Genomic DNA, 25813 nt, shown 5'->3' on the forward strand with positions numbered 1-25813 from the left:
CTGGGGATCACCGAATGAAAAAGGGCGGCCCGCTGGCCGCCCCCTCTTGATCCCACAATAGGTCCAGCCTCAGAGGTTCGAAATCACCTCGTCCGCCAGCGCCTTGTCGGCGGCGGCATCGTGGCCTTCCGCGATCAGCTTGCGGCTGGCAGCGGTGGCAGCAGCAGCAGCGGTGGCGCGGACTTCGTCGATTGCATCGCGCTCGGCAGCGGAAATCTTGTCTTCAGCCATCTTCTTGCGGCGTTCGATCAGCGCCTTGCTGTCGGCTTCGGCCTTCTCGAGGATGGCGTCAGCTTCGTGCCTGGCGTTTTCCATCATCGCTTCGGCGTCTTTCTCCGCATTGGCGATCTTGGAGCTATATTCGTCGCGCAGCGCCTCTGCTTCGGCGCGCAAAGTCTTGGCTTCGTCGAGCTGCTGCTTGATCTCGGCGATCTTGTTGTCGAGCCCGCCAGCAATCAGCGCCGGGACCTTCTTCCACAAAACCACGAGGATGAGCACCAGCATGGCCACGGAGACCCACTGGTAAGGCTCCAGCCCGAAAGCGGTCGGATCGGCGTGCGCCACGGTTTCGCCGTGCCCTTCGGCGACGAATACCTCGGCAGCTTCGGTCTCGAACACCTCGGGTGCGTTGGTCTGAGCGTTAGCCATGGGTCATGGCCTCCTTCACGGCCTTGGCCGCCGCCGCACCGGTCACCTTCACGCCAGCAAGGCGCGATACGATGTCCTGCGCAGCCTCGGCAGCCACGGTTTCCACTTCGGCCATGGCTTCGGCGCGAGCGGTGCCAATCCGTTCTTCAGCCTCGGCCAGCTTCTTGTCGAGCCGCTTCTGGGCTGCAGCGACTTTCTTTTCCGAGGCCGCCGCGGCTTCCGCCTTGGCTTCGGCCACGAGTTTCTGCGCCGCAGCGCGGTTCTCGTTTTCGCGCACCCGCCAGGCTTCTTCCTCGGCATCGGCCTTGTCGCGCGCGGCCTGCGCAGCGGCAAGGTCGCCCGCGATCTGCTGGTCGCGCTGCCCCACCGTCGCCATCACGCGCGGAACCATGCCCCGGCCAATGACGAAGAACGTGAACCCGAAGAATACCAGCAACCAGAAGATCTGGCTGGAGTAGGTTTCAGCGAGCTGGGCTATCTGGGGCATGAGTGCGGTCCCGGAAAGTCAGTCAGGAAAGGGATGTGACGGGGCCGGAACTTATGCCCGGCCCTGCCAAAGCTGTTGGCTGTCTTAAGCGACGAAGATCAGGATCATCGCGACGACGAACGCCAGCAGGCCGAGAAGCTCGGCAGCGGCGAAGCCGATGAACAGGCGGCCCTGCTGGCCGTCGGCAGCACCCGGGTTGCGGAGAGCCGATTCGAGGAACGAGCCGAACACGTTACCCACACCGATGGCGGCCATGCCGGCACCGATAGCTGCGAGACCCGCACCGACCAGCTTTGCTGCTTCTGCGTCCATTGTACTAACTCCTTGGAAAAATTCTGTTTGGTTGAAAAAGCGACTTAGTGAAGGTTTTCAGCGTCGTTGAGATACAGCGAGGTCAACAACGCGAAGACATAGGCCTGGATGCCGGCAACGAGGATCTCCAGCGCGGAGATGCCGATCATCAGGGCGAAGCTCGGGACCGATACCAGCAGGCCGATCCCGGCACCGGCATTGATGCCATTGATGACAAAGCCCGAGAGCACCTTCAGCAGCACGTGCCCGGCCATCATGGCCACGAACAGTCGCAGGCCAAGGCTGAAGGGGCGAACCATGAAGCTGATAAGCTCGATCGGGAAGATCACCGGAACCATCGGCAACGGCGTGCCATGCGGCACGAACAGGCTGAAAAAGTGGAAGCCGTGCTTCCAGAAGCCCACGATCAGCACGATCGAGAAGCTGATGATCGCCAGCACACCGGTGATGGTGAAATGGCTGGTGAAGGTGAACGGGTGGATGCCCAAGACGCCCAGCGGCAGCAGGCCCAGCATGTTGCCAAACAGGATGAACATGAACAGCGAGAAGACGTAGGGCACGTACTTTTTGCCCGCCTTGCCGATGTTCACTTCCAGCATGTTGTCGATGAAGCCGGTGAAGAATTCCACCATCATCTGCCAGCGACCGGGGACCAGCTGGCCCTTCATCCCGCCCCACACGAACGCGGCCAGCAGGATGGTGGTGACCAGCATCCATGCAGCGCTGTTGGTGAACGCGATGTTGTAGCCGGCAATTTCCCAGTTCGCCGAGCCGAGAATCGGCTCGATGGTGAACTGGTGCATCGGATCGACTTTGCCTTCTTCGGCCGCCACGTGAAATCCTTACGCGTTTCGGCGAACCCGCCTTGCCGTCAGCCCCTATTCGACAAGTCGTCGGAGCCTTCGGGCGGCGTGTTCGCCATCCGGAACACATTCCTGAAGGCAACGACTATCCCGAGGAACAGCCCCACCAACAGGCCCCACGGATTGGTGTCACTCAGATAGCCGACGGCATATCCGATCACCGTTCCGCCCAGGAGCCCGCCGAGAAGGTCCGCCAGCACCCGGTTTCCGCTGCGATAGTTCGCGTCGGAACCGCTGCCCCGCGGCCGGTTGCGCTCCTCTTCACGCTCGCGTGCGGCCTTTAACCGCTCTTCGAGCGCGTCGATACGCGCATCCTCGGCAATGGGTTCCCGTGCGGGCTTCTCGTCGCTCATGCCTTGCTCCTTTTGGGAAGGGTTGCGCGGCACGGGCAAGAGCTGCCCGCCAAGGGCGCCGCCCCCTTAGAAGGGGGGTAAAAGCAAGTCAACCGGACAGCGGGGGAATCCGCGGTCCGGTTGACGATATTTCTGCAACCTGTGTTGCGATGGAGCTAGGGGCAGCGCGGATCACGCGTCGGCGCAGCGCTGGTGCGGGTTTCCCAAGCGCCCGCAGGCGTCTGGTACTTTTCCCCCGGGACAGTCCGCTGGATCAGCTCGCAACCCTGCGCAAAGGCGTATTCCTGCAACGTCACGTTCTGGGCCTGCGCACGCTCGGTATAGTTGGCGCGGCGCTTGATATTGATGTCAGCAACCAGCGCTTCGATATCGCCCGACTGCGCTCCGACAACACCGAGATAGCCGTCGGGCTTCTCGCCAACCTGGCCTGCGGCGCGCGCTGCGGCATAGGCGGGCGAACGCTGGAAATAGGCCGAAGCGGGTACTGCCAGCGCTGCTGCCAGCACGGTTGCGATTGCGGTCTTGCCAAAGCTGCTTTTCAACATGGCTTCAAAATCCCTCAAAAACACACCGTCAGAAAATTCCGGCGTTCTCTTCGATATTGTCCTCGACGTCAGCGGCCAGGCGGTAGATGACTTCCTGCCGGATATTGATGTTGAGCTCGATCACGATGGGCTCCGAGGGCGCATTCACATTGATGCACCCGCCCAGCATGACCGGTGCCAGCACCGATCCGGACATCAGCCAGAACCCCCGTTTCATGCCCGCTGTTGTCGCACCGGACAGGAGACCCGTCAAATTCGCTTGCATCATGGCTAATCCTCGCTTTCGCGGTCCTGAATAGGTGGTGTGCCGTCGGTTAAGCCGGCGGCTGGTGGTGTCGGTTTGTCGAGCAGCCCCAGCCCTTGCGGGTCGGGCACGTAGTCGGGGTCGTACAGCGAGCGCATGTTGTTGAGCAGCTGGTAGAAAGGTGCCCGGATATTGACGTTGAAGCGGATCGGCAGCTTTGCCAATCGCCTGGTCACGAAATTGCGGCTGGCACCCTCGCCCTGGCTCACCCCTTCAAAACTGATGGCGGTCAGCACCTCGCCCGACAATGGCCCTTCGACGCCGACACGCATCTGCCTGAAATCGAGCGACTGGAGCGACCGGAAGGCAAAATTGGCAATCGCGCCCATGTCCTCATAAGTCAGCTCGCCGACATAGGAGAGATTGCCACCTGGTGGCCGAGCGATCAGCACGCTTTCCTCGATGAAGCCGTTGCCGAATTCGTCGAAATAGACCTGCACCGTGCCGTCGAAAGTACCGCGGGCCGCAAGGTTGCTCATCTCCAGCCGCTCGATGAACAGCGCGGCATCGAGCCCTTCGATCTCGAAGATGTAGCGGCGCTCCTCGGGTTTCGAGAAATCCAGCAGCGAACGGCGCATGGTCAGCGTCCCGCCCAGCCACGGCCAGGTCCCGCCTTTGAGGTCGAGCAGCGTGCCATTAGTCAGTTGCCAAACAATCTCCCCATCTTCGGCTTCGATCCCGGGATTGACCGATTGCACGAACAGCCGCTGGTTCGGAGCTGTAGTAAGGCTCAGCAAATCATCGAACACGATGGTCCCCGATGCGCCTTTCACGGGGCCAAATGGGGCGGCGAGATCAAACCTGTCGGTGCTGAAGCGGCCCGTACTTGTCACTGCATCGCCATTCCAGTCGATCCGGCCTTCGCCGCGAATGGTACCGTCGGCCAGCGCAACCAGCCCCTTGGCAAGCTCTGTCAGAGTGACAGGCTGCAACTGGCCGTCGAAGCGCAGCCCGGCGGTATCCAGATCGGCGGACCCAACTCCGCTGCCGAGGTCATGCCTAATCTCTACTGCAGTAACGACCCGCTGGCTGGACGGTTCGCGCAAGGCCGCATTGGCCATGATCCTGCTGTCCTGCAGGACGAGCCCGGCACCGCGCGCAACAAGCGGATAGAACCGGTCCTCATCCTCACGATCCTCGACCCGGAACGCGCCATTGCCGATCGTGAGCACGCTGTCCTGGTAGCTCCAGTTGCCACTGGCATCGAAGATGTCGAGCGGTACCGGGTCCAGAGCGATGTCCGCCATCGCAAACGTGCCGGACAACACCTGGCCCAGCTCACCGCCGAATTCCGCGACCTTAAAGCGGGCGGCACTACCGTCATTCCCGATCACCATCGACACGTCGTTCGCAACCAACGTGCCTGGCCATGCAAGCCCGACCGGGCCTGTCGAAAGCGTCAGCGGCGAACCGGCAAGGTTACCCTTGATATCGAGCGCCGCAGTACCCGCAGCCACTCGCAAGCCATCGGCATCGTAGCGCACGATCGGCTGGCCCGACTGCGGGCACAGCGTCATCTGCTTGGCATCGAGCGTCAGGTCGTAATAGCTGAGGCGCTCGAACGCGATCGGGGTGCAGCCCTGCCACATGCTGAAATTGCCATTCGCTGCCAGCTGACCGGCAATCGGCACATTGAGCCCGCGCACTTCGCCACCGGGAAGCGGGCCATCAGCCTGCATGGCCCCTGCCAGCTGCATGGCGCCAGAGCGTGCCTGGCGGATCTCAAGGTCGGAAAAGGCCAGCCTGCTGCCCTGCGCCTCGTAGGGAGCCATGCGGATGCGGAAGACCGAATTCCCGCCGCCATCTCGCTCCATCCGCCCCTGCACCTGCGGCAAGCCAGCGCCACCCATGGCGATATTGCCGGAGAGCAGCGGTACACCACGGGCACCAAAACGAGCTTCTACGCGCGACAGGGCTGCCAGGGTGTCCCCGCCCCTGCCCGCAAGGCTGATCCGCGGTGCGACGAACGTCACTGTCCCATCGCTTGTCCGCACGGTGAGGTCGGCAGCAAGCGACGCTCCGCGCACTTCGCGCTCGATCGCTCCGGCCAGCTGGCCAAGCAGGGGTGCCGCAAGGGTCCCCACTGCCGAACCCTGCGCCTCGCGCAATGCGGCCGACAGCGCCGGATCGAGCAGCAGGTCCTCTCCCTCCAGTTCGATATCCGATTGCAGCGCAGCGAGGCCTACATCAGTGCGAGCAGACCCGGTCACCCGTACTACCGCGAAGCCCATCTGCGCCGCCATCGCCTGGCCCAGGGCAGCGTCAAAGCCGGAGACCAGCCGTTCGCCGCGCAGGCTGGCATCGGCCTTGAGCTCAGTCACCTGCACCGCCCCGCCATTGAATGCGAGGCGCCCCAGCGTGCCGTTGACCGAACCCTCCCCGCCATCGAGGGTTGCATCACCCGTCAGCCTGAGCGCCAGCTCCGCCCCATCGAGCGCGATACCACTCGCCGCGCAGCGCGAAGGATCCATGCGGAGCGGACCAGCGAACGCGGGCTTGCCAGCGGAAACAGTGACATCGCCATAGAGCGTCAGCCGCTGCAGATCGCAGCCGCCATAGGCAAGGTTGGGCGCAATCGCCGCCAGCTTGCCGGCAAATCCATCATCCAGTTCGCCCTCACCTTCGGCCTTGATACCGACGCCGCCCCACGGCGTTTCGATTCGGGCGCGGCCATCGGTGAGCTTGAGATCAAGATCGGGCAGGCCGGGCGGCCGATCGCTTCCGGCATAGATCACCTTGTCGAGCGTGCCGAAACTCAGCGTGCCGTCTTCCTTGACCCGCCCTAAGAGTCGCGGCCGCACCAGTTCGACCCGTCCAATGGCAGGAAAGCCGAAGCGATAACGCAGGTTGACGGTGACCTGCTCGATGGTGAGGTCAGGATTGTCAGGGTCGCCCAGAATCACATTGCGCACGACCTGCCTGGCCGGTCCGATCGATCCGATCTCATAGGTGGCAGGCAAGTCATATTGAGCGAGCTGGTCACCGATGACGTTGTCGGCAATCCTTTCGCGCGTGAGCCAGACTATGAGCAGGCCGACAACGAGCATGGCGAGCAACCCGAGCCCGCCGATCCGCACCACGCGCCAGATCGCCCGATCGGTCCGGGCCGCTGCAACCGCCGTATCTTCGCCCGTTTCCATTACCCTCCACTTGCGCGTTTCGCCCAGCAAAGGCAATGGTTTGCACTTGCTTGGATTTGTCATGGGGGTTGCTTGCCGCAGACAGACGGAAAATCCGGGGCTGCAAAGCCTGCGCACGACGCGGTCGGCCATCGCGCCCGCCTGCGCGAGCGGCTGCTCGGTGGCGGGTCGGAGGCGCTGGCTGATTATGAAGTGCTGGAATACTTGCTGTTCGCTGCCTTTCGCCAGGGCGATACCAAGCCCATAGCAAAGCGTCTGATAAAGCGGTTCGGGTCGCTTTCCGCCGTGCTCAATGCGGAACCAGGCGCGCTTGCCCGCGAGAAGGGTATGGGCGAAGCCAGTGCCGCCGCGCTAAAGGCTGTTGCCCTTGCCGCCCGCCGCATGGCACGCAACGAAGTGCAGGCGAAACCGGTGCTGGGCAGCTGGCAAGCGCTGCTCGACTATCTCACCGTCGACATGGCGCATCTCACGGTTGAGCGGGTACGTGTTCTCTACCTCAATGCCCGCAATGAACTGATCCAGGACCACCATGTCGGCGACGGCTCGATCGACGAGGCCGCGATACACCCCCGCGAAGTCATCCGCCGCGGGCTTGACCTGGGCGCGACCGCGCTGATCCTTGTCCACAACCACCCGAGCGGCAATCCCGAGCCGAGTCGGGCCGACGTCCAGATCACGGCTCGCATCGCCGAGGCCGGGCGGCTGCTGGGCATCATTGTCCACGATCATGTCATTGTCGGCCGAGACGGGCATACCAGCCTGCGGGCCAAAGGCCTGATCTGAGCGCCTGGGATCGCCCTCAGCTTGGCGGCAACAGGTTCCAGAGCTTGTACTCGGTCTCGCTCACTGGTCGCATGGCCAGGCCGGCATCGACGTCTTCCTTGCCCTTGGCATCGCCCATCGCCAGCCGGATCAGCCCGCGCAGGTAGCGCGAGCCGGCCATCGCCGGAGACAGTGCCAGCGCGGCATCGACATCGGCCAGCGCCTTGTCCAGTTCGCCGACCCGGTAATAGGCCAGAGCCCGGCTATCGAGCGAGGAAGCAGGGCTGCCCGACGATTCGACCGCGTCGGTGCAGATGTCGAGCACGCCATCGTCGACATCATCGAAGATCGCCGCTTGCCAGCAGGCCGTGTTGAGCAGCCAGGTCTCGTCTGGCTCAAGCAGGATCGTCTCTTCCAGCAAGGCCGAGCCTTCGTCGCGCTTGCCGGCATAGGACAGCGCATAGCTCAGCGTTTCGGCGGCATTGGCTTCCTCGGCAAACGCCTCATATTCCTCGGCCACGGCGATAGCTTCGTCGTGGCGACCCAGATAGGCAAGGATCTCCATCTGCATGTAGAGCGTGTCGCCGTTGCCGGTCAGCTCTTCGACCTGGCGATAGTCATCCAGCGCCGCTTCCAGCCGGCCCAGCAGGTAGTTGTTGGCAGCGCGCTCTTCGAGATACACGCTCGAAGCTTCTTCGTCATTGGCCCGGGTGTAATCGGCCACTGCCCCGGCGTAATCATACACGCTGCGACGGAACGCACCCCGCAAGGCATAGGCTGCGGCAATGCCTTCATCGAGCTCGATTGACCGGTCGATGACCCTGTCGAGGGACTGTTCGATGGGTTCCAGCAGCTTGCGATCCTTGCCGAAGTACTGCCACCGTTCGCGTGCATCGGTGTTGGCCCTGAGACGCGGGAGGTTGCGGGTCAGCCGGGCCGCAGCGATCTTCTCCGCCCGGATCCGGTCAGCCGGGATTTCGCGCTCGACCGTACGGTAGGACTGTTCCAGCCTGAGGACGTCCCCGTCGAGGGTCGCGACCGATTCGACCCGCGCCCCGGCGGCGACCTGATCGATCGAATCCTCACCGCGCATGGAGATCCCGTCGCCATCGTGCGGCAGCAGGATCGTGGTTTCGCTGCGCGAGTAGGAAGGTCCATAAACGGCCAGCGGAAGCTCCTTCCATTCAGCCCGGGCCCGATCGGCAGATACCGACAGGCTGGACAGCACCTGCGCCGGGACGGTCGATTCGGAATAGCCACGCTTGCGATCCCAACCCGACCAGATCACGCCCTTGGCGGTAACGGTCGCGACCGACAGCTCCTTGTCGTAAGTGACATCGGCTTCGATCACATTGGCTTCGCCGAGCGCGCCGGCAACAGCTGCATCGAGCGATTGCTGACGCATCTTCTCGTTGGCTTTCAGCACCAGTTCCCACTGGCTGGCAGCAGCGCCGCGGGTTTCGATCGTAACGTCGAACAACCCGGGCAGGAACAGACCGGCGCTCTGGTCGACTTTCAGCGAAACCAGCTGGTCCGGCAACGCCTTGGGACGTTCGGCCATATCGATCAGCTCCGCGCCCTTTTCGCCGATCGGCAGCGCGAAATAGAACCGCGGCACGTCGGCGATATTTTCCAGCCGTGTGCCGGCGCTGGTCCCGTCGAGCCAGTAGGTCTCCCCATCGATTTGCGCTCGCACGATGACATGATCGAAATTGCCCGCCAGCGGCAGCAGGACGGAAACGGTATCGCCGCCTGAGCTCTTTACCAGCACAGGATCGGCCTCGATCCCCATTTCATGCAGCATCGCCAGCAGCAGCAAGGTCTTCGCCTTGCAATCGCCATAGCGTTGCTCCCACGTCTCTGCCGGGCTTTGCGGCAGATAGTTGCCGCCATCGAGACCATTGAGAAGATAGCTGATCTCATCCTGCACCAGCTTGGTCGCAGCAGCAGCGCGAGCCAGCGGCGTATCATGCTCGGCCATGATCCTCGCAACCTGCGCGGCAATCTCGCCTTCCGGATCAATCGTACCGGTAGTCGCATAGTACGGGGCCATCACCCGCGAGAGATCGGCGTATCCGTCAAGATTGGTTGCTTGCACGAGCGGCGGCAGCCGGAAGCGCGCCGGCGCATCGGAGGGTTTGTCTTTCTGTTCTGCTAGCGGCAGGTCGATGGTTAGCTTGTAGTAGCCATCTTCGAGCACCGGTTCAGGGGTCGGGAGTTCACCCTGCGTCGCCCAGACGATGTCTTCATCCTCAGGCCAAGAGATCGACACGGCAGCCTTGCCGACCGGCAGGTCCCCGGCGAGCAGCCGCTCGGTGAATTGCATCTTGTCGCCCAGCGCCTGGTCGGACAGTGTCACAGAATAGGCCAGCCTGACAATGTCACCGACCCGCGCACCGGGCAGGTTGATGGTTGCCGTCAGCTGCCCGTCGACCATCCGCCGCTCCAGCCGCCTTTCGCGCCGAATGACCTCGAATTTCGCTCCATCCGCAATCAGGTCGATGGTTCCGCCATCGCGAACCAGCTCCAGCCGGTGCACGATCAGATCGCCCTTGTCAGGCAGCCAATTGGCACTGAGCGTGCCGAACTGCGTCAGCATTTGAGGTGTGCTCAGGCTGAGCACTGCGTCCTGATACCGCCACACCCTGCCATCTTCGAGCCGCGCCTGCTTGTCAGCCAGTACGACCGGGAATTCCGCGTCGGCAGGCATTTCCGGTAGCGCAGCAATCTCCACCCATTCCGGAGCCGGCTCGTAGAGCACTTCTTCCCCGGCCTGCACCGGCTGCGCAAGCAGTACCGTCGGAACAATGATCGGTGCCGCAAAGCAAAAATAGCGATTCATCAAAGTACTACCCCTGAGCCCAATTTCCTCAGTAGACATAACGGGCAACAACACCTTTGCAATCAGGGTCGAAAGTCCACCGGACGATTGTGGCCGGTAATTGCGTTCCGCATTGGCGACAAAGCCCCCAGCACGCTTGCAATGGCAGCAGACCCGCCCTAGCCGCGCTGGGCGCAACGCAACAGTTTCACCAATTCCTTCACTTGGAGCCCGACGATGGTCCCCCGCTATGCCCGCCCCGCCATGACTGCGATCTGGGAGCCTGAAGCCAAATACGAAATCTGGTTCCTGATCGAAGCCCATGCGACGCAGAAGCTGGCCGATCTGGGCGTCGTGCCGGAAAGCGGGGCCAAGGCGCTGTGGGACTGGTGGCAGACCAACCCCGGCATCGATGTCGCCGCGATCGATGCCAAGGAAGCGGTACTCAAGCACGACGTGATCGCTTTCCTCGACTGGGTGGCCGAGCAAGTCGGTCCCGAAGCGCGGTTCATGCACCAGGGCATGACCAGCTCCGACGTGCTGGACACCACGCTGGCGGTGCAGCTGGCACGGGCTACCGACCTGTTGCTCGAAGACATGGATGCGCTGCTCGCAGCCATCGAGCGGCGCGCACAGGAGCACAAGTACACCGCCACTATCGGGCGCAGCCACGGCATCCACGCCGAGCCGACGACATTCGGGCTCAAGCTGGCCCAGGCCTATGCCGAGTTCGACCGCTGCCGCTCGCGTCTGGTAGCGGCGCGCGCTGAAATCGCCACCTGTGCGATCAGCGGCGCGGTCGGGACGTTCGCCAATGTCGACCCAAGCGTGGAAGAGTATGTCGCCGAACAGCTTGGGCTGGCGGTCGAACCGGTGAGCACGCAGGTGATCCCGCGCGATCGCCATGCGGCGTATTTCTCCACCCTCGCAGTGATCGCTTCGAGCATCGAACGGCTGGCAGTCGAGATCCGCCACCTGCAGCGCACCGAAGTGCTCGAAGCGGAGGAATATTTTTCCCCCGGACAAAAGGGTTCATCGGCGATGCCGCACAAGCGCAATCCGATCCTGACCGAAAACCTGACCGGTCAGGCGCGCATGATCCGCGCCTACGCCATGCCCGCGCTCGAAAACGTGGCGCTGTGGCATGAGCGGGATATCTCGCACAGCTCGGTGGAACGCTTCATCGGTCCCGATGCCACCATCACGCTCGACTTTGCCCTCGCTCGCCTGACCGGCGTAGTCGACAAGCTGCTGGTCTACCCCGAACGGATGCAGAAGAACCTCGACCGCATGGGCGGCCTCGTCCACTCGCAACGGGTGTTGCTGGCGCTGACGCAAGCGGGCATCACCCGCGACAACGCCTATCGCCTGGTCCAGCGCAACGCGATGAAAGTTTGGGAATCGGACGGCCAGCTTTCGCTTCTCGAACTGCTGAAGGCAGACGAGGAAGTCGCCGCCGCCATGAGCGAACAGGAACTGGAAGAGAAATTCGACTTGGACTACCACTTCAAGCACGTCGATACGATCTTCGCGCGGGTATTTGGCTAAGCGAACGGCTGGACGCGACGCTGGCTTCGCCCTAGCATTCGCACGAAAAGAGGGAGGAAATCGCCTTGCAGATCATCCGCACTATTGTCTGGGTCCTGATCCTGGCGGTCCTGCTGATCTTTTCGTGGTTCAACTGGACGCCAGTCGAAGTGCGAATCTGGGAAAACCTGCTGGTCGAGACCAAGGTCCCGGCGCTGGTGATTGTCTCGTTCCTGCTCGGCCTGCTGCCGATGTGGCTTTATCATCGCGGAGCCAAGTGGAGCCTTAATCGCAAGATCGTGAGCCTGGAAAATGCCGCCCGCGCCACCATCGCGCCGGTAGCCAAGGCGGACCCTGCCCCCTCGCCCGCTCCGCCGCCAGCTGCGGCACCGCACCCCAGCGCCGCCCCGCCGCAGCCTGAAAGCGACCACCTCAAACCGGAAAGCAATACGCCGTGAGCAACCCCGTTTTTCTCGCCCTCGACGTTCCGCGGCTCGAGGCGGGAAAAACCCTTGTCGACAAGGTCAAGGCGCATATCGGCGGCGTGAAGCTGGGCATGGAATTCTTCTATGCCCACGGCCATCACGGCGTGCACGAGATCGCCCATTGCGGCCTGCCGATCTTCCTCGACCTGAAGCTGCACGATATTCCCAACACCGTCGCCGCCGCGATGCAGTCCATCCATGTGCTGGAACCGGCGATTGTCACAGTCCATGCCAGCGGCGGGCGGGCGATGATGGAAGATGCCAAGGCCGCCGCCGGCGAGAACACGAGAGTCGTTGCTGTCACCATGCTCACCAGCCTCGACGAGCGCGATCTCGAGCGGACCGGAGTGAATGGATCTGCCCACGATCACGTGCTGCGGCTGGCCGAACTGGCGGAAAGTGCCGGGCTCGACGGGATCGTGTGCTCGGGCCACGAAGTCGGCGCGGTCCACAAGCAATGGAAGAAGGGCTTCTTCGTCGTCCCCGGCCTGCGACCGGCAGGCAGCGCATCCGGCGACCAGAAGCGCGTTGTAACCCCGCGACAGGCCCGCGACGATGGTGCCAGCGTCCTCGTCATCGGCCGTCCGATCAGCAAGGCTGACGACCCGGTACAAGCCGCGAGGGCGATCGAGGCAACACTGTGAGTCTCCGCGCCTCAGTGCTGCTCGTCACACTTGCGCTCACCGCTTGCATCCCGTCCGAAATCCATGCGCCGATCGCGCAGCAGGAGGCTGACCGACAGGTCATTCGCTTTGGCGAAGTGTCCTTCACCAAGCTCGCCGAGGGCGTGTGGATGCATACGACCTATCTCGACCTGATGGGGTTCGGGCCGATCCCTTCCAACGGCTTGCTGGTGGTCGATGGCGAGAACACCATCCTTGTCGACACAGCATGGACCGACCCGCAGACCGAGCAGGTGCTGCGCTGGGCCGAACAGGTGCTGACAAAGCCCGTGCGCGCAGCGGTCGTGACCCATGCTCACCAGGACAAGATGGGTGGCATGGCAGCGCTCAGAGCGCGGGGCATTCCGAGCTGGGCGCATCCGTGGAGCAATGAAGACGCGCCGAAGAACGACTTGCTACCGGCCGACAGAGCGTTGGTGTTCGATGCCAATGGCTGGGCCACGGGTTCGGGTGCAGCAGCATTGGCTCCGCTGCAGGTCTACTATCCCGGCGGTGCCCACACGCGCGACAACATCACGGTCGGCCTGCCGATACAGGGGATCGCGTTCGGCGGGTGCATGATAAAATCAAGCGATTCAGCGACACTGGGCAATCTCGCCGATGCCGATCTCAAGGGCTATGCGCAGTCGACACGTAATTTCGGCGCAGCGTTTGCGGACTACGCAATCATCGCGATGAGCCATTCGCCGCCGGAAGGCCGCAAGGCGATCGAACGGACCGAAAAGCTGGCGAAAGAGCTTTAGCTGGTCTCAGCCGGCGCTGCAGTTCCGGTAGGGGCATTGTTCGGCACGGGCGGCTCCTTGCCGGGAATGACACTACGATTGTAGCCCTGCAGCAGCAACCCATCGCCAGCGCGGCGGAACAGGAAGGTCTCTGTCGCCTCCCCGGCCTCGAATTGCGTCGTATGAGTCACCCGCAGCGTCGTCACGCCATTGTTGGTGTTGATGTTGAAGCCTTCGCGCTCGGTCGATTTCGTCTTGCCCCAGACTTGCATCAGCCGGGTGATCGTTGCCTCGAATTCCCCGCGAGAGCCAGCACGCCGGAGTTCGTCGGCCGCAGTGCTCCAGATGGCTCCGAGGTGACCGTCGTCATAGCGCTGGTGGAACTGCGCTACGGCGGCATCGGCATCTTCCAGCTCGGCCATCGGATTACAGGCCGCGACCAGCAGCAGCATCGCCCCGGCCATGAACATGCGCAATTGTGTCATAAGTGCCCCCGTCTTTTCCCCTGCGAAAGCTGTCACAGGTGCCAGCGCAAGGCAAGCCAGGGCCAAAGTGCAGGCTTGCGGCCAGATGTGCGCCCGCTAGGAGCATCCCATGGCCAGCATCGGCATCAAGATCTGCGGCATCGACCGGGCCGAAGCGCTCGACGCGGCGATTGCGGCGCGGGCGAGCCATGTCGGTTTCGTGTTCTTTCCGCCCTCGCCGCGGTTTCTCAAGGCAGACGCAGCGGCAGCGCTGGCAGGTCGAGCCGCAGGCAAGGTCGAGCGGGTCGGCCTGTTCGTCGATCCTGACGATGCCTCGCTGGCCGAAGGCGTTGCCACCGGGCTCGACACGATCCAGCTGCACGGCGAGGAAACACCCGAGCGGGTGGCGCAGGTCAAGGCGCGGTTCGGCAAGTCGGTGTGGAAGGTGCTGCCGGTTGCCTCCGCCGAGGATATTGCCCGCGCGGAAGGCTATCATGGGGTCGCTGACTTCCTGCTGTTCGATGCCAAGACGCCCAAGGGGGCGCTGCCCGGCGGGATGGGCCTGCGTTTCGACTGGTCGCTGCTGGCGGGCTACCGTGGTGCGACGCCCTGGGGCCTGGCCGGCGGTCTCAACGCCGCCAATGTCGCCGAGGCTATCGCGCTCACCGGTGCGCCGCTGGTCGACGCCTCGAGCGGGATCGAGAGAGAGCCCGGCGTCAAGGATGTTGCGAAGATCAGAGACTTTTGTGCAGCCGCAAGGAAAACCACTAGCAATTCCCCTTGACCCGTTCGCCCTGAGCCTGTCGAAGGGCAGGCAGAAGCGCCCGCCAATCGTACTTCGACAAGCTCAGCACGAACGGATTTCCAAATTTCGATGAATACCCCCAACACCTTCCGCAACCAGCCTGACGAGCGCGGGCATTTCGGCGATTATGGCGGGCGCTATGTCGCCGAAACGCTGATGCCGCTGATCCTCGACCTGGAGAAGGAATACCGCGCGGCGCAGGCCGATCCGGCGTTCCAGGCGCAGTTCGACGACCTGCTCGAGCATTATGTCGGTAGGCCCTCGCCGCTCTATTTCGCCGAGCGGCTGACCGAAGCGCTCGGGGGCGCGCAGGTGTGGTTCAAGCGCGACGAGCTCAACCATACGGGCGCGCACAAGATCAACAATTGCATCGGGCAGATCCTGCTCGCCATGCGCATGGGCAAGACCCGCATCATCGCGGAAACCGGCGCGGGCCAGCACGGGGTTGCCACCGCCACCGTCTGCGCGCGGTTCGGCCTGCCCTGCGTGATCTACATGGGCGCGACCGACGTGGCGCGGCAGCAGCCCAACGTGTTCCGCATGAAACTGCTCGGCGCGGAAGTGGTGCCCGTCCACAGCGGCGCGGCGACGCTCAAGGACGCGATGAACGAGGGGCTGCGCGACTGGGTCGCGAACGTCCACGACACCTTCTACATCATCGGCACTGCCGCCGGCCCGCATCCCTATCCGGAGCTGGTGCGCGATTTCCAGAGCGTGATCGGCCGCGAGGCCCGCGCGCAGATGCTCGACCGCACCGGCCGCCTGCCCGATCTGCTGGTAGCGGCCATCGGTGGCGGCTCCAACGCGCTCGGCCTGTTCCACCCTTTCCTCGACGATCCCGAAGTGAAGATGCTCGGCGTCGAAGCGGCCGGCTATGGCCTCGACGGCGACCAGCATGCCGCCAGCCTGCTCGGCGGCTTCCCCGGCATTCTGCACGGCAACAAGACCTACCTGCTGCAGGACGAGGACGGCCAGATCACCGAAGGCCACTCGATCAGCGCCGGGCTCGACTATCCCGGCATCGGGCCTGAACATGCCTGGCTCAAGGACATGGAGCGGGTCGAATACACCGCCGTCACCGACGACGAAGCGCTGGATGCGTTCCAACTGCTGTGCCGCACCGAAGGCATCATTCCCGCGCTGGAGCCAAGCCACGCGATTGCCGCGGTGGCGAAGCGGGCGAAGGACATGCCCGAGGACTCAATCATCCTTGCGAACCTCTGTGGGCGCGGGGACAAGGACATTTTCACGGTGGCCGAGAAGCTTGGGGTGGAGATGTGAAGCGAGACAATCGGATATTGTCGGCGATTTTTCTGCAGATCTTGATGTGGATTTCGGCAATCGCCTGGTACCGTATGCTCGGCGCTCGCATCCGGCGCACCGACACCAACTTCATCAACAATTATATGCCGCACATGCCCGAGATGTTCGCGTTCTTTTTCGCACTCCTTTGCGGATTCCTCACGCTTCTGATTCTTGGCTGGACATGGTGGAGACCGAAGCCATGACCCGCCTCTCCGCCACCTTATCCAAGCCCCGCCCCGCTCTCGTCTGCTTCCTTACCGCGGGCGATGGCGATACGGCGGCCAATCTCGATGCGCTGGTCGCGGGCGGTGCGGATGTGATCGAGCTGGGGATGCCCTTTACCGATCCGATGGCCGATGGCCCTGCGATCCAGGCGGCGAATTTGCGCTCGCTCGGTGCGGGGACGACCACGCGCGACGTGCTGATGATCGCCAACGAGTTCCGCGACCGCCACCCCGATGTGCCGCTGGTGCTGATGGGCTATGCCAACCCGATGGTGCGGCGCGGGCCGGAATGGTTTGCCGCCGAATGCGCTGGCTGCGGCGTCGACGGGGTGATCTGCGTCGATATCCCGCCGGAGGAAGACGATGCGCTCGGCCCTGCCCTGCGCGCCAACGGTATCGCCCCGATCCGGCTCGCCACGCCCACCACCGATGCGGCGCGGCTTCCCGCCGTGATCGAAGGCTCCGAAGGGTTCCTCTACTATGTCGCGGTCGCCGGGATCACCGGCATGCAGCAGGCGGCGATCGAATCGATCGAGGCTAACGTCACCCGGATCAAGCAATCGACCGACATCCCCGTTGCCGTCGGATTTGGCGTGCGCACGCCCGGGCAGGCGGCAGAGATCGCCCGCGTGGCGGACGGGGTCGTGGTCGGCTCGGCGCTGGTCGAGCTGGTCGCAGAATACGGCAAGGATGCGCCTGCGAAGCTGCGCGAGCTCACCAGCGCGCTGGCGACAGCGGTCCATTCGGCGCGGTAGCCAACAGCCGTCGCCCCTGCGCAGGCAGGGGCCTAGATAACTTCACCGTTGGAAATGACCTCGCGGATACGAGGAACCGTTGCCTTGGATCAGTGATGCAGCGCGAAACGCCAGCTTATCTGGGCCCCCGCTTGCGCAGGAGTGACGGCCAGGTATGAGGACAGGGCTTTTTTTGGCCGCGATAGGCGACTAAGGCACCCGCATGAACTGGTTTACACGCGTTCGCAATTCGCTCGGCTTCGGGGGTGACAAGCGCACCACCGAGAAGGATCTGTGGGTCAAGTGCCCCTCCTGCGCCGAAATGCTCTTCGTCAAGGAATACGAGGACAACCAGATGGTCTGCCCGCGCTGCGACCATCATGGCCGTATCGGCGCCGACGAGCGGCTGCGGCAGCTGCTCGACCAGGGCTACGAAGTCCTGGAGCAGCCGCAGGTCACGGAGGACCCGCTCAAGTTCAAGGATTCGAAGAAGTACCCCGACCGGCTCAAGGAAGCTCGCGCCAAGAACCCGCACGACGATGCCTTCTCGGTCGGCTCGGGCGCGATCGATGGCCGCCCGACAGTGGTCGGCGTGCAGGATTTCGGCTTCATGGGCGGCTCGATGGGCATGGCCGTGGGCACCGCCTTCTGCGCCGGGGCCGAGCGCGCGCTGCGCCGCAAATGCGCCTATATCGTGGTGACTGCCGCGGGCGGTGCGCGGATGCAGGAAGGTATTCTGTCGCTCATGCAGATGCCAAAGGCGACGGTGATGACGCGCCGCCTGAAAGAGGCCGGCCTGCCCTATATCGTAGTGCTGACCGACCCCACCACCGGCGGGGTCACTGCCAGCTATGCCATGCTGGGCGACATCCACATTGCCGAGCCGGGCGCGCTGATCGGCTTTGCCGGACAGCGGGTGATCCAGGACACCATTCGCGAACAGCTACCCGAAGGCTTCCAGCGCGCCGAATATCTGCACAAGCACGGCATGGTCGACCGCGTGGTGCACCGGCACCAGCTCAAGGAAGAGCTCGCTACACTGCTCGACTATCTGCAGCCAAAGGCGGCGGCCTAATGATCGCCGTCATCCCAGCGAAAGCTGGGATCTCGATCAGCATGGTCCAGCGCTGGTGGCGAGAGACCCCAGCTTTCGCTGGGGTGACGTGCGGGTGAAAGACTTCGCCACCTCGACCGACCCCGGTGTACAGGCCCAGCTTGACCGGCTGGCGCAGCTCAGCGTGCCCGACGGGCGGCTGGGGCTGGAGACCGAGCGCGCGCTGCTTGCGCGGTTGGGCGATCCGCACAAACGCCTGCCGCCCACCTTCCATGTCGCCGGGACCAACGGCAAAGGTTCGACCTGCGCCTTCCTGCGGGCGATGCTGGAGGCCGAGGGCTACCGCGTCCACACCACCACCAGCCCGCACCTGGTGCGCTACAACGAGCGCATCCGGCTGGCGGGGACGCTGATCAGCGACGAGGAACTGGCGGCAACGCTGACCGAAGTGCTGGATGCCAGCGAGGGCCTCAACCCCAGCTTCTTCGAAGTCACCATCGCCGCCGCTTTTCTGGCCTTCAGCCGCACAGCCGCCGATGCCTGCGTGGTTGAAGTTGGGCTCGGCGGGCGGTTCGACGCCACCAATGTGCTGGAGCCGGAAGTGCTGGCGGCGTGCGGGATCGCCGCGCTGGGCATCGACCATGAGCGCTTCCTGCTCGCGCCCGAGGAAGGCGTGCCGGAAGAGCCAATCGCAAGGATTGCATTCGAGAAGGCAGGGATTACGAAACCGGGCGTGCCGCTGGTGACGTTTGGCGAAGGCTATCCTGAACCAGCAAGGTCAGCGATCATAGCGACTGCCAAGCGACTTCAATCGCCACTCCGCGAGTTTGGTCCGGATTGGTATTGCGATGACTTCAATGCAGGTCCGGGAATGCTTTTCTATCGCGAGCGATACTGGGAAGAACTGTCTCTTCCAGCCCCCTCGATCACAGGTGAGCATCAATACTTCAATGCAGGATTGGCAATCGCCATGCTCCGCTCGCAGGACCGCCTTGGCGTTGATGAGGCTGCACTTGCGAAGGGACTTCGATCTGTTCAATGGCCTGCGCGGCTTCAAAGGCTCTCCGCTGGCCCTCTGACTGCCCTAGTCCCGAACCAACAGATCACAGTCGATGGTGGCCATAACCCGAGCGCCGGGGCTGCCATTTCAAAGGCTTTCGATAGTCCACTCCACCTCATCATCGGCATGCTCGACAACAAGCATCCACGCGCGCTGATCGAACCGCTGGGTGACCGCATCCGCAGCCTCACGGTGGTCCCGGTGCCCCATCACGACAGCCACCAGGTCGAAGCCTTCGGGCCGGATGCCCACGCCGCCGCCAATGTCGAAGAAGCACTGCTCGGCCTGCCCTCGGACGACTATCCGATCCTCATCGCAGGCTCGCTCTATCTCGCGGGCGAAGTCCTGCGGCTCAATGGCGAAGTGCCGGACTAAAGCCCTCTCCCCTTCAGGGGAGAGGGTTGGGAGAGGGGAATGTGCGCGCCCCACTCAACTCCGGCTAGCCTGCTGCGCAGCCAAGCCTTCGTATCTCTCTCCTGAAGGGGAGAGAGCAGGAAGTTACTCCGCCGGTTCTGCCGCCGCCTCGGGCGCGACTACACCCGCCGCCTTGCCCAGCCGCGCTTGCCGGATCCATTCGATCACGCACAGCACCACTGCGAACATCCCGATCAGCGTGGTCAGGATAAAGACGTCGTAATAGCCCCGCTCCTCGATCATCTGCCCCAACGCCCCGCGACCGAGCGTGCCGACCAGCAGGGTGAGCGATGACAGCAGCGCATATTGCACCGCGCTGTAACCCTTGGAGACGATGCTGGAGAGGTACGCCACAAAGGCCGCGCCCGCGACACCGACGGCGATGTTCTCGCCCGCGATCGCCATCATCAGCTTTGACAGACGCTCGTCGCCGCCCAGCTGCGTGACCAGCCAGGTGAAACCGGTGTTGTCCGCTACCGCCTGCACCACTGCCCCGCCCCGCGCGAGATCGGCATAGAGCAGGTTGGTCGCAGCGGCGAAGAACGCACCCAGCGTCAGCGTCAGCATCCGCCCGATGGCGGTAAGCAGGTAGCCGCCCAGCGCCAGGCCCAGCAGCAGAGCGCCGACGCCGAAGAACTTCGACGCAACCGCGACTTCGTCCTTCGTATACTCAAGCTCGCCCAGGTAGAACGGATAGGCGAAGCTGCCCCAGATCGCGTCCGTGATGCGATAGGTAAGCACCAGCGCGATAACGATGATCATGGCCCAGCCGAGCCGCCCGATCAGGTCTGTCAGTGGCAGCACCAGTGCGCGGTAGAGATGGTCCATCACCCGATCCGTGCTGCTTTGCGCCGGAGCGGCTTCGGCGAGGAGGTTCGTGCCCTTGCGCTCCTGCCGCACCAGCCACGCGGCGATCAGTGACGGCACCACGACGGTCGCAACCACCACCAGCGGCCCCATGGTGGAGATGAACTCGACCGAATCCGGACGCGTTTCGGGATTACTGGAGAGCGAGCGGACCATGAACACGCCGACGGTCAGCAGCGCCCAGCCCCACAGCACGCCAACCGCCGCCAGCGCCCAGCCGCGCAGGCGCGGGTCGATTTGCCCAGCCTTGCGCAGGCCATAGGGGTCGTCCTTGTCCTCGCCATCGAGCGCCTTGATCGCGGCTGCGTCGGCATCGGGTGCCCACAGCCCGGCAAAGCCCACCGCCAGCATCAGCACGCCCATACCGAAATAGGTCGCCGGCCAGCCGAACCGCTCCGCCGCGAACAGCGCCAGCGCCCCGCCCACCAGCGCGGCGATCCGGTAGCCCATCTGGTAGACGGTGGAGAGCATGTCGATGGTCGCGACTTCGTCCGCGACGTCGACGCGCCAGGCGTCGATCACCACGTCCTGCGTCGCGCTGGCAAAGGCGGCAAGGCCCGCCAGCAGGCTGAAGATGCCGATGGTCTCGTTGCTCGGAGAAATGAAGCTAAGCGAGGTCAGCGCCGCGCCGATCAGCAGCTGCGCAGTGACGATCCACTGCTTGCGCTTGCCGAGCTTGCTCAAGCCCGGGATGTCGATCCGGTCGAGCGCGGGCGACCACAGGAACTTGAAGGCGTAGGCGAGCCCGATCAACGAGAATACACCCATTGTCTCCAGGTCGATCTCGCCGCTGTCGGACAGCCAGGCGTAGAGCGTACCCAACACCAGCGCATAGGGCAGCCCCGCGGCAAAGCCGAACAGCAGCATATAGGCGGTCTTGCGCTGACCCAGCGCGCGGAAAACCTCGCGCCAGCCGGGCTTGGATTTGGTCGCCGTTGCTTCGGCCATCTGCGAAACTCCCTTTGCGCGCGACACTAGCGCGCGCTCCCAACAAGGAAAGCCCCGCCGCATCGCGCTTCCACCATGCCGTTTCCGCGTGTAGGGGCGCGTGCATGGCTCCTCCCCGCAAGAAACCCTACAAACCACGCACACCCGGTCCGAAAGCTGAACGCGCACCAGATCGCCCCGAAGGCGACCGCATCGCCAAGTTGCTCGCGCGTGCCGGTGTCGCCAGCCGCCGCGAGGTCGAACGGATGATCGCCGACGGGCGCGTGGCGCTGCGCGGCAAGCCGGTGGAGACGCCCGCGACCTTCCTCGAATCGCTGCGCGGGGTGACAGTCGACGGCAAGCCTGTCGGCAAGGCCGAGGAGACGCGCCTTTTTGCGTTCCACAAGCCGGCCGGGCTCTTGACCGCCGAGCGCGATCCCAAGGGGCGGCCGACGATCTACAACGCGCTTGCCAATGCCCTGCCCAAGGACGCGGGCCGCGTGATGCCGATCGGGCGGCTCGACTTCAACACCGAGGGCCTGCTGCTGCTGACCAATGACGGCGGGCTCAAGCGGCGGATGGAGCTGCCCTCCAGCGGCATCCCGCGCACCTATCGCGCGCGCGCTTTTGGTGACATCACGCAGGAGCAGCTCGAAAGCCTGATCGAAGGGATCGAGATCGACGGCGTCCGTTACGGCCGGATCGACGCCAATATGGAGCGACGGACGGGCCGCAACCAGTGGATCGAGATGACCATCACCGAAGGCAAGAACCGCGAAGTGCGCAAGGTGCTCGAGCATTTCGGGTTGGAAGTGAACCGCCTGATGCGCACCGCCTATGGCCCGTTCGAACTGGCCGACCTGCCGCGCGGGCAGGCGGTCGAAATCCGCAAGGGCGACCTAGGGCGCTTCCTGAGCACGTTGAAGAAGGCATGAGGATCATCGCCGGAGAATGGCGCGGGCGGAGGCTGGTTGCGCCCAAGGGCGATGCGACCCGCCCCACTGCCGACCGCACCCGCGAGACGCTGTTTTCCATGCTTGCGAGCCGGTTGGGCAGTTTCGAGGAGCTGTCGGTGCTCGACCTGTTCGCTGGCTCGGGCGCACTCGGGCTGGAGGCGCTGTCGCGCGGCGCGGCCAAGTGCCTGTTTGTCGAGCAAGAAAAACCGGCGCTCGATACCATCCGTGCCAATATCGCCGCGCTGGGCGCGCGCGAGCGGAGCAATGTCACCGCCGGTTCGGCCTTGCAGCTCGGCCCTGCCCGCGAGAGCGTCGACCTGATCCTTGCCGACCCGCCCTATGAGACCGGCGCCGGTGCGGTGGCGCTCGACAAGCTGCTGCGGCTCGGCTGGATCGGCGAACAAACCTGGATCGCGGTCGAGACCTCCGCCAAGGAGACGGTCGACGTCAAGGGGCTGGAAATAGAGGCAGAACGCAAGGTCGGCAAAGCCAAGCTCACTCTGTTGACCCGCACCGTATAGCGGTTGCGCAAGGGACCTGTGTTCCCTAACTGTTCACCGACAGCATGACCGACCCCGCCCCCGCATATCCCCTCGCTACCGCCGCCGGAGACGACGGCCTGCCCCCCTACGCCGAACGGCTCAACATGCCGCAGCGCGAGGCAGTTCTGACCAGCGAAGGGCCGGTGCTGATGCTGGCAGGCGCGGGTACGGGCAAGACTGCGGCGCTGACCGCCCGGCTCGCGCACCTCATCGCTATGCGCAAGGCGTGGCCGAGCGAGATCTTGTGCGTCACCTTCACCAACAAGGCCGCGCGCGAAATGCGCCACCGTGTCGCCCAGCATATCGGCGATGCGGTGGAAGGGATGCCGTGGCTCGGCACCTTTCATTCGATCTGCGCCAAAATGCTGCGCCGCCATGCCGAGCTGGTCGGGCTGAAGAGCAATTACACCATCATCGACACCGACGACCAGCTGCGCCTTTTGAAGCAGCTGATCCAGCAGAACGATCTCGATGAGAAGCGCTGGCCGGCGCGCCAGCTCGCCAGTCTGATCGACCGCTGGAAGAACCGCGGGCTCAACCCCGGCGATCTCGATGCGGTCGAGAACGAAAGCTACGCCAATGGCAAGGGCCAGCAGTTCTACCAGCTCTACCAGGACCGTCTGAAGGCGCTCAACGCCTGCGATTTCGGCGATTTGATGCTGCACATGCTCAACATCTTCCGCAAGCATCGCGAGATCCTCGAGCAATACCAGCAGCGCTTCAAATACATCCTCGTCGACGAGTACCAGGACACCAACGCCGTGCAGTATCTGTGGTTGCGGCTGCTGGCGCAGGAGCGCAAGAACATCTGCGTCGTGGGGGATGACGACCAGTCGATCTATTCGTGGCGCGGGGCCGAGGTCGCCAACATCCTGCGTTTCGAGAAGGATTTTCCCGGCGCCAAGGTGATCAAGCTGGAGCAGAACTATCGCTCCACGCCGCATATCCTTGCCGCCGCCAGCGGCCTGATCCGCGCCAATAGCGAGCGGCACGAGAAGACGCTGTGGACCGAGGTCAACGCTGGCGAGAAAGTCCGCGTGATCGGCGTGTGGGACGGACCGGAAGAAGCGCGCCGGGTGGGCGAAGAGATCGAGCGGCTGGAACGCGAAGGCGCGCCGCTGGACGAGGTCGCCATCCTCGTCCGCGCGCAGTACCAGACCCGCGAGTTCGAGGACCGCTTCATCCAGATCGGCCTCAACTATCGCATCATCGGCGGTTTCCGCTTCTACGAACGCGCCGAGATTCGCGATGCGCTCGCCTATCTGCGCGTCATCGCGCAGCCGCAGGACGACCTCGCGTTCGAGCGCATCTACAACCAGCCCAAGCGCGGGCTTGGCGCGAAGACGCTGGAGAAGATGCACCAGCATGCCCGGCGCACCGGCCTTCCGCTGGCGGCGGCCTCGCTGCAACTGGCCGACAGCGACGAGCTGCCGGCGCGCGCGGCGGGGACCATCGCTGCGCTGATGGGCCAGTTCCTCGGCTGGCGCGAACGCGCCGAGGGCACTGAACCGGCCGAGCTTCTGCGCATGGTGCTCGAAGAATGCGGCTACACCGCCATGCTGGAAGCTGAGAAGACCGCCGAAGCCAAGGGACGGCTCGAAAACCTCTCCGAACTCGCCCGCGCGATGGAGGATTACGACACGCTCGGCGACTTCCTCGAGCATGTCTCGCTCGTCATGGACAATGACGCTGCCGACGATGCCGAGAAGGTAACCATCATGACCATGCACGCGGCCAAGGGGCTGGAGTTCAACCACGTGTTCCTGCCCGGCTGGGAGGAAGGCGTGTTTCCCAGCCAGCGCGCGCTCGACGAAGGTGGGCTGGCGAGCCTGGAGGAGGAACGTCGCCTCGCCTATGTCGCGATCACCCGCGCGCGGCGGCGCTGCACCATCCTCCACGCCGCCAACCGTCGCATCTATGGCCAGTGGACCTGCAGCATCCCCAGCCGCTTCATCGAGGAACTGCCCGAAGAGCAGATCGACATGGAAACCACGTTGACGGGTGGCGCGAGCCTGTGGCGCGCGGGTCTATCCGAACAGGACGATCCCTTCGCCCACGTCACCCGCGACCGCCCCGACCGCAGCGCCCAGCGCGGCCCCGGCTGGCAGCGCGCGCTCGAGAGCGGGTATGACCACAAGCAGCTGGTGGTAAAGGAAAGCCGCCGCAGCGCCGCCAGCTTCGCCGCCCAGCCCCGCACCGACATCGCGATTGGCGCGCGCGTGTTCCACGACAAGTTCGGTTATGGCGTGGTCACCGACCAGGAAGGCAACAAGCTCGAGATCGAATTCGAGAAAGCCGGGACCAAGCGGGTGATCGATAGTTTCGTGACGGTGGCGGGTTAATCATCGACCAATTGTGCCAGCGTGCTTCGACACGGTCGAAAATATGTTCCTGCACGGACCGGACCCGATACTGCTCATTCCGCCACAGTACCTTGTGAAACTCCGCTGCAAAAAGTCCCGCCATCCAGCGCGACTTTCGCTTTCTTGCGCAAACTCTCCGAAAAAATTTCCACCGCGCGTGTGCGTGACTTTAGTAAGTTTATGCGCCCTATTTGGGCCAACAGAAAAACCAAAACCCCCGCCGGGAGAGCTCGGCGGGGGCTGGTTTGCGGAGAGTGGAGTAGCTCTCCGCCGGGGGGACGCGCCGATCAGGCGGAGAGGATCGCCAGCGGCGAGGTAGCGAGAGCAATCGCGAAGGTGTTCAGCGAAGCCACGAGAGCACCGGCGAAGGCGAAAATGTTGAACTTGGTCATGGTCTGTCTCCAATCCTTGGTCTGTGTCAGGCGGTGGACCGTTCCATCGTCTTG

24 protein-coding genes are annotated in these 25813 nt (G+C 63.9%); 13 read left to right on the top strand and 11 right to left on the bottom strand.

Annotation, left to right across the window (positions count from 1 at the left end):
- Positions 1 to 69: 69 nt before the first annotated feature.
- From QPW08_RS10555 to QPW08_RS10590, 8 genes are all read right to left on the bottom strand, one after another.
- Positions 70 to 648 carry a F0F1 ATP synthase subunit B family protein gene (locus QPW08_RS10555; RefSeq protein WP_284125774.1) on the bottom strand — a complete coding sequence of 193 codons (579 nt, stop codon included), beginning with the start codon at positions 646 to 648 and terminating at the stop codon, positions 70 to 72.
- Entirely contained in the window at positions 641 to 1135 is a 495-nt protein-coding gene (locus QPW08_RS10560) for a F0F1 ATP synthase subunit B family protein (protein ID WP_284125775.1), read from the bottom strand. The genes QPW08_RS10555 and QPW08_RS10560 overlap by 8 nt, the downstream gene beginning before the upstream one ends.
- An 84-nt stretch (positions 1136 to 1219) precedes the next feature.
- Positions 1220 to 1447, bottom strand: coding sequence for a F0F1 ATP synthase subunit C (locus tag QPW08_RS10565; RefSeq protein WP_011414432.1), 228 nt, complete (start codon positions 1445 to 1447; stop codon positions 1220 to 1222).
- A gap of 44 nt (positions 1448 to 1491) precedes the next feature.
- Complete coding sequence (locus QPW08_RS10570) at positions 1492 to 2250, bottom strand: F0F1 ATP synthase subunit A (RefSeq protein WP_284126337.1); 759 nt, start codon at positions 2248 to 2250, stop codon at positions 1492 to 1494.
- Positions 2251 to 2318: 68 nt separating this feature from the next.
- Positions 2319 to 2663, bottom strand: a complete 345-nt coding sequence (locus QPW08_RS10575) for an AtpZ/AtpI family protein (RefSeq protein WP_284125776.1) — start codon at positions 2661 to 2663, stop codon at positions 2319 to 2321.
- Between the two features lie 155 nt (positions 2664 to 2818).
- On the bottom strand, positions 2819 to 3208 hold the full coding sequence (locus QPW08_RS10580; protein WP_284125777.1) for a YdbL family protein: 390 nt from the start codon (positions 3206 to 3208) through the stop codon (positions 2819 to 2821).
- Between the two features lie 28 nt (positions 3209 to 3236).
- A complete protein-coding gene (locus QPW08_RS10585; RefSeq protein ID WP_284125778.1) occupies positions 3237 to 3425 on the bottom strand; it encodes a YnbE family lipoprotein in 189 nt (62 codons plus the stop codon).
- Positions 3426 to 3478: 53 nt separating this feature from the next.
- The gene (locus tag QPW08_RS10590) at positions 3479 to 6652 is read right to left on the bottom strand and encodes an intermembrane phospholipid transport protein YdbH family protein (protein ID WP_284125779.1); all 3174 of its coding nucleotides are present in this window, start codon (positions 6650 to 6652) and stop codon (positions 3479 to 3481) included.
- A 72-nt stretch (positions 6653 to 6724) separates the two neighbouring features.
- Between QPW08_RS10590 and radC the strand changes: the two genes are divergently transcribed.
- Positions 6725 to 7435: a RadC family protein gene (radC, locus tag QPW08_RS10595; protein WP_284125780.1), complete on the top strand. Its 711-nt coding sequence runs from the start codon at positions 6725 to 6727 to the stop codon at positions 7433 to 7435.
- A gap of 16 nt (positions 7436 to 7451) precedes the next feature.
- On the opposite strand, the gene QPW08_RS10600 is transcribed toward radC, so the two are convergent.
- Positions 7452 to 10256 (bottom strand): DUF3857 domain-containing protein, encoded by a 2805-nt coding sequence (locus QPW08_RS10600; protein ID WP_284125781.1) that lies wholly within the window; start codon positions 10254 to 10256, stop codon positions 7452 to 7454.
- Between the two features lie 216 nt (positions 10257 to 10472).
- Here QPW08_RS10600 and purB point away from each other — a divergent pair, with 216 nt between their 5' ends.
- The 4 genes from purB to bla all read left to right on the top strand — a co-directional run bounded on the left by purB (position 10473) and on the right by bla (position 13673).
- Complete coding sequence (gene purB / locus QPW08_RS10605; protein WP_284125782.1) at positions 10473 to 11783, top strand: adenylosuccinate lyase; 1311 nt, start codon at positions 10473 to 10475, stop codon at positions 11781 to 11783.
- A gap of 65 nt (positions 11784 to 11848) precedes the next feature.
- Positions 11849 to 12220: a LapA family protein gene (locus tag QPW08_RS10610; RefSeq protein ID WP_284125783.1), complete on the top strand. Its 372-nt coding sequence runs from the start codon at positions 11849 to 11851 to the stop codon at positions 12218 to 12220.
- On the top strand, positions 12217 to 12891 hold the full coding sequence (pyrF, locus tag QPW08_RS10615; RefSeq protein ID WP_284125784.1) for an orotidine-5'-phosphate decarboxylase: 675 nt from the start codon (positions 12217 to 12219) through the stop codon (positions 12889 to 12891). Before QPW08_RS10610 ends, pyrF begins: the two co-directional genes overlap by 4 nt.
- Entirely contained in the window at positions 12888 to 13673 is a 786-nt protein-coding gene (bla, locus tag QPW08_RS10620; protein WP_284125785.1) for a subclass B1 metallo-beta-lactamase, read from the top strand. Before pyrF ends, bla begins: the two co-directional genes overlap by 4 nt.
- Here the strand turns inward: bla and QPW08_RS10625 are convergent.
- Entirely contained in the window at positions 13670 to 14137 is a 468-nt protein-coding gene (locus QPW08_RS10625) for a hypothetical protein (protein WP_284125786.1), read from the bottom strand. The two genes, bla and QPW08_RS10625, sit on opposite strands and share 4 nt — an antisense overlap.
- A 109-nt stretch (positions 14138 to 14246) precedes the next feature.
- On the opposite strand from QPW08_RS10625, the gene QPW08_RS10630 reads away from it, so the two are divergent.
- The 5 genes from QPW08_RS10630 to QPW08_RS10650 all read left to right on the top strand — a co-directional run bounded on the left by QPW08_RS10630 (position 14247) and on the right by QPW08_RS10650 (position 19673).
- Positions 14247 to 14900, top strand: coding sequence for a phosphoribosylanthranilate isomerase (locus tag QPW08_RS10630; RefSeq protein ID WP_284125787.1), 654 nt, complete (start codon positions 14247 to 14249; stop codon positions 14898 to 14900).
- Positions 14901 to 14990: 90 nt separating this feature from the next.
- Positions 14991 to 16202 (top strand): tryptophan synthase subunit beta, encoded by a 1212-nt coding sequence (gene trpB, locus QPW08_RS10635; protein WP_284125788.1) that lies wholly within the window; start codon positions 14991 to 14993, stop codon positions 16200 to 16202.
- Positions 16203 to 16425: 223 nt separating this feature from the next.
- Positions 16426 to 17205, top strand: a complete 780-nt coding sequence (gene trpA, locus QPW08_RS10640) for a tryptophan synthase subunit alpha (protein ID WP_284126338.1) — start codon at positions 16426 to 16428, stop codon at positions 17203 to 17205.
- A 202-nt stretch (positions 17206 to 17407) separates the two neighbouring features.
- Positions 17408 to 18259, top strand: coding sequence for an acetyl-CoA carboxylase, carboxyltransferase subunit beta (gene accD, locus QPW08_RS10645; protein WP_284125789.1), 852 nt, complete (start codon positions 17408 to 17410; stop codon positions 18257 to 18259).
- 94 nt (positions 18260 to 18353) lie between these two features.
- Positions 18354 to 19673: a bifunctional folylpolyglutamate synthase/dihydrofolate synthase gene (locus tag QPW08_RS10650; RefSeq protein WP_284126339.1), complete on the top strand. Its 1320-nt coding sequence runs from the start codon at positions 18354 to 18356 to the stop codon at positions 19671 to 19673.
- 123 nt (positions 19674 to 19796) lie between these two features.
- Here QPW08_RS10650 and QPW08_RS10655 read toward each other — a convergent pair whose 3' ends face one another.
- Complete coding sequence (locus QPW08_RS10655; protein WP_284125790.1) at positions 19797 to 21527, bottom strand: AmpG family muropeptide MFS transporter; 1731 nt, start codon at positions 21525 to 21527, stop codon at positions 19797 to 19799.
- A 104-nt stretch (positions 21528 to 21631) separates the two neighbouring features.
- Here QPW08_RS10655 and QPW08_RS10660 point away from each other — a divergent pair, with 104 nt between their 5' ends.
- The 3 genes from QPW08_RS10660 to QPW08_RS10670 are packed head-to-tail and all read left to right on the top strand — an operon-like array spanning position 21632 to position 25346.
- Positions 21632 to 22441 (top strand): pseudouridine synthase, encoded by an 810-nt coding sequence (locus QPW08_RS10660; RefSeq protein ID WP_284125791.1) that lies wholly within the window; start codon positions 21632 to 21634, stop codon positions 22439 to 22441.
- Positions 22438 to 22983 carry a 16S rRNA (guanine(966)-N(2))-methyltransferase RsmD gene (gene rsmD / locus QPW08_RS10665; protein ID WP_284125792.1) on the top strand — a complete coding sequence of 182 codons (546 nt, stop codon included), beginning with the start codon at positions 22438 to 22440 and terminating at the stop codon, positions 22981 to 22983. The genes QPW08_RS10660 and rsmD overlap by 4 nt, the downstream gene beginning before the upstream one ends.
- 44 nt (positions 22984 to 23027) lie before the next feature.
- Entirely contained in the window at positions 23028 to 25346 is a 2319-nt protein-coding gene (locus QPW08_RS10670; protein ID WP_284125793.1) for an ATP-dependent helicase, read from the top strand.
- The last annotated feature ends 467 nt before the right edge of the window (positions 25347 to 25813 follow it).

The sequence above is a fragment of the Parerythrobacter aestuarii genome (assembly GCF_030140925.1).
GTDB classification, from domain to species: Bacteria; Pseudomonadota; Alphaproteobacteria; order Sphingomonadales; family Sphingomonadaceae; genus Parerythrobacter; species Parerythrobacter aestuarii.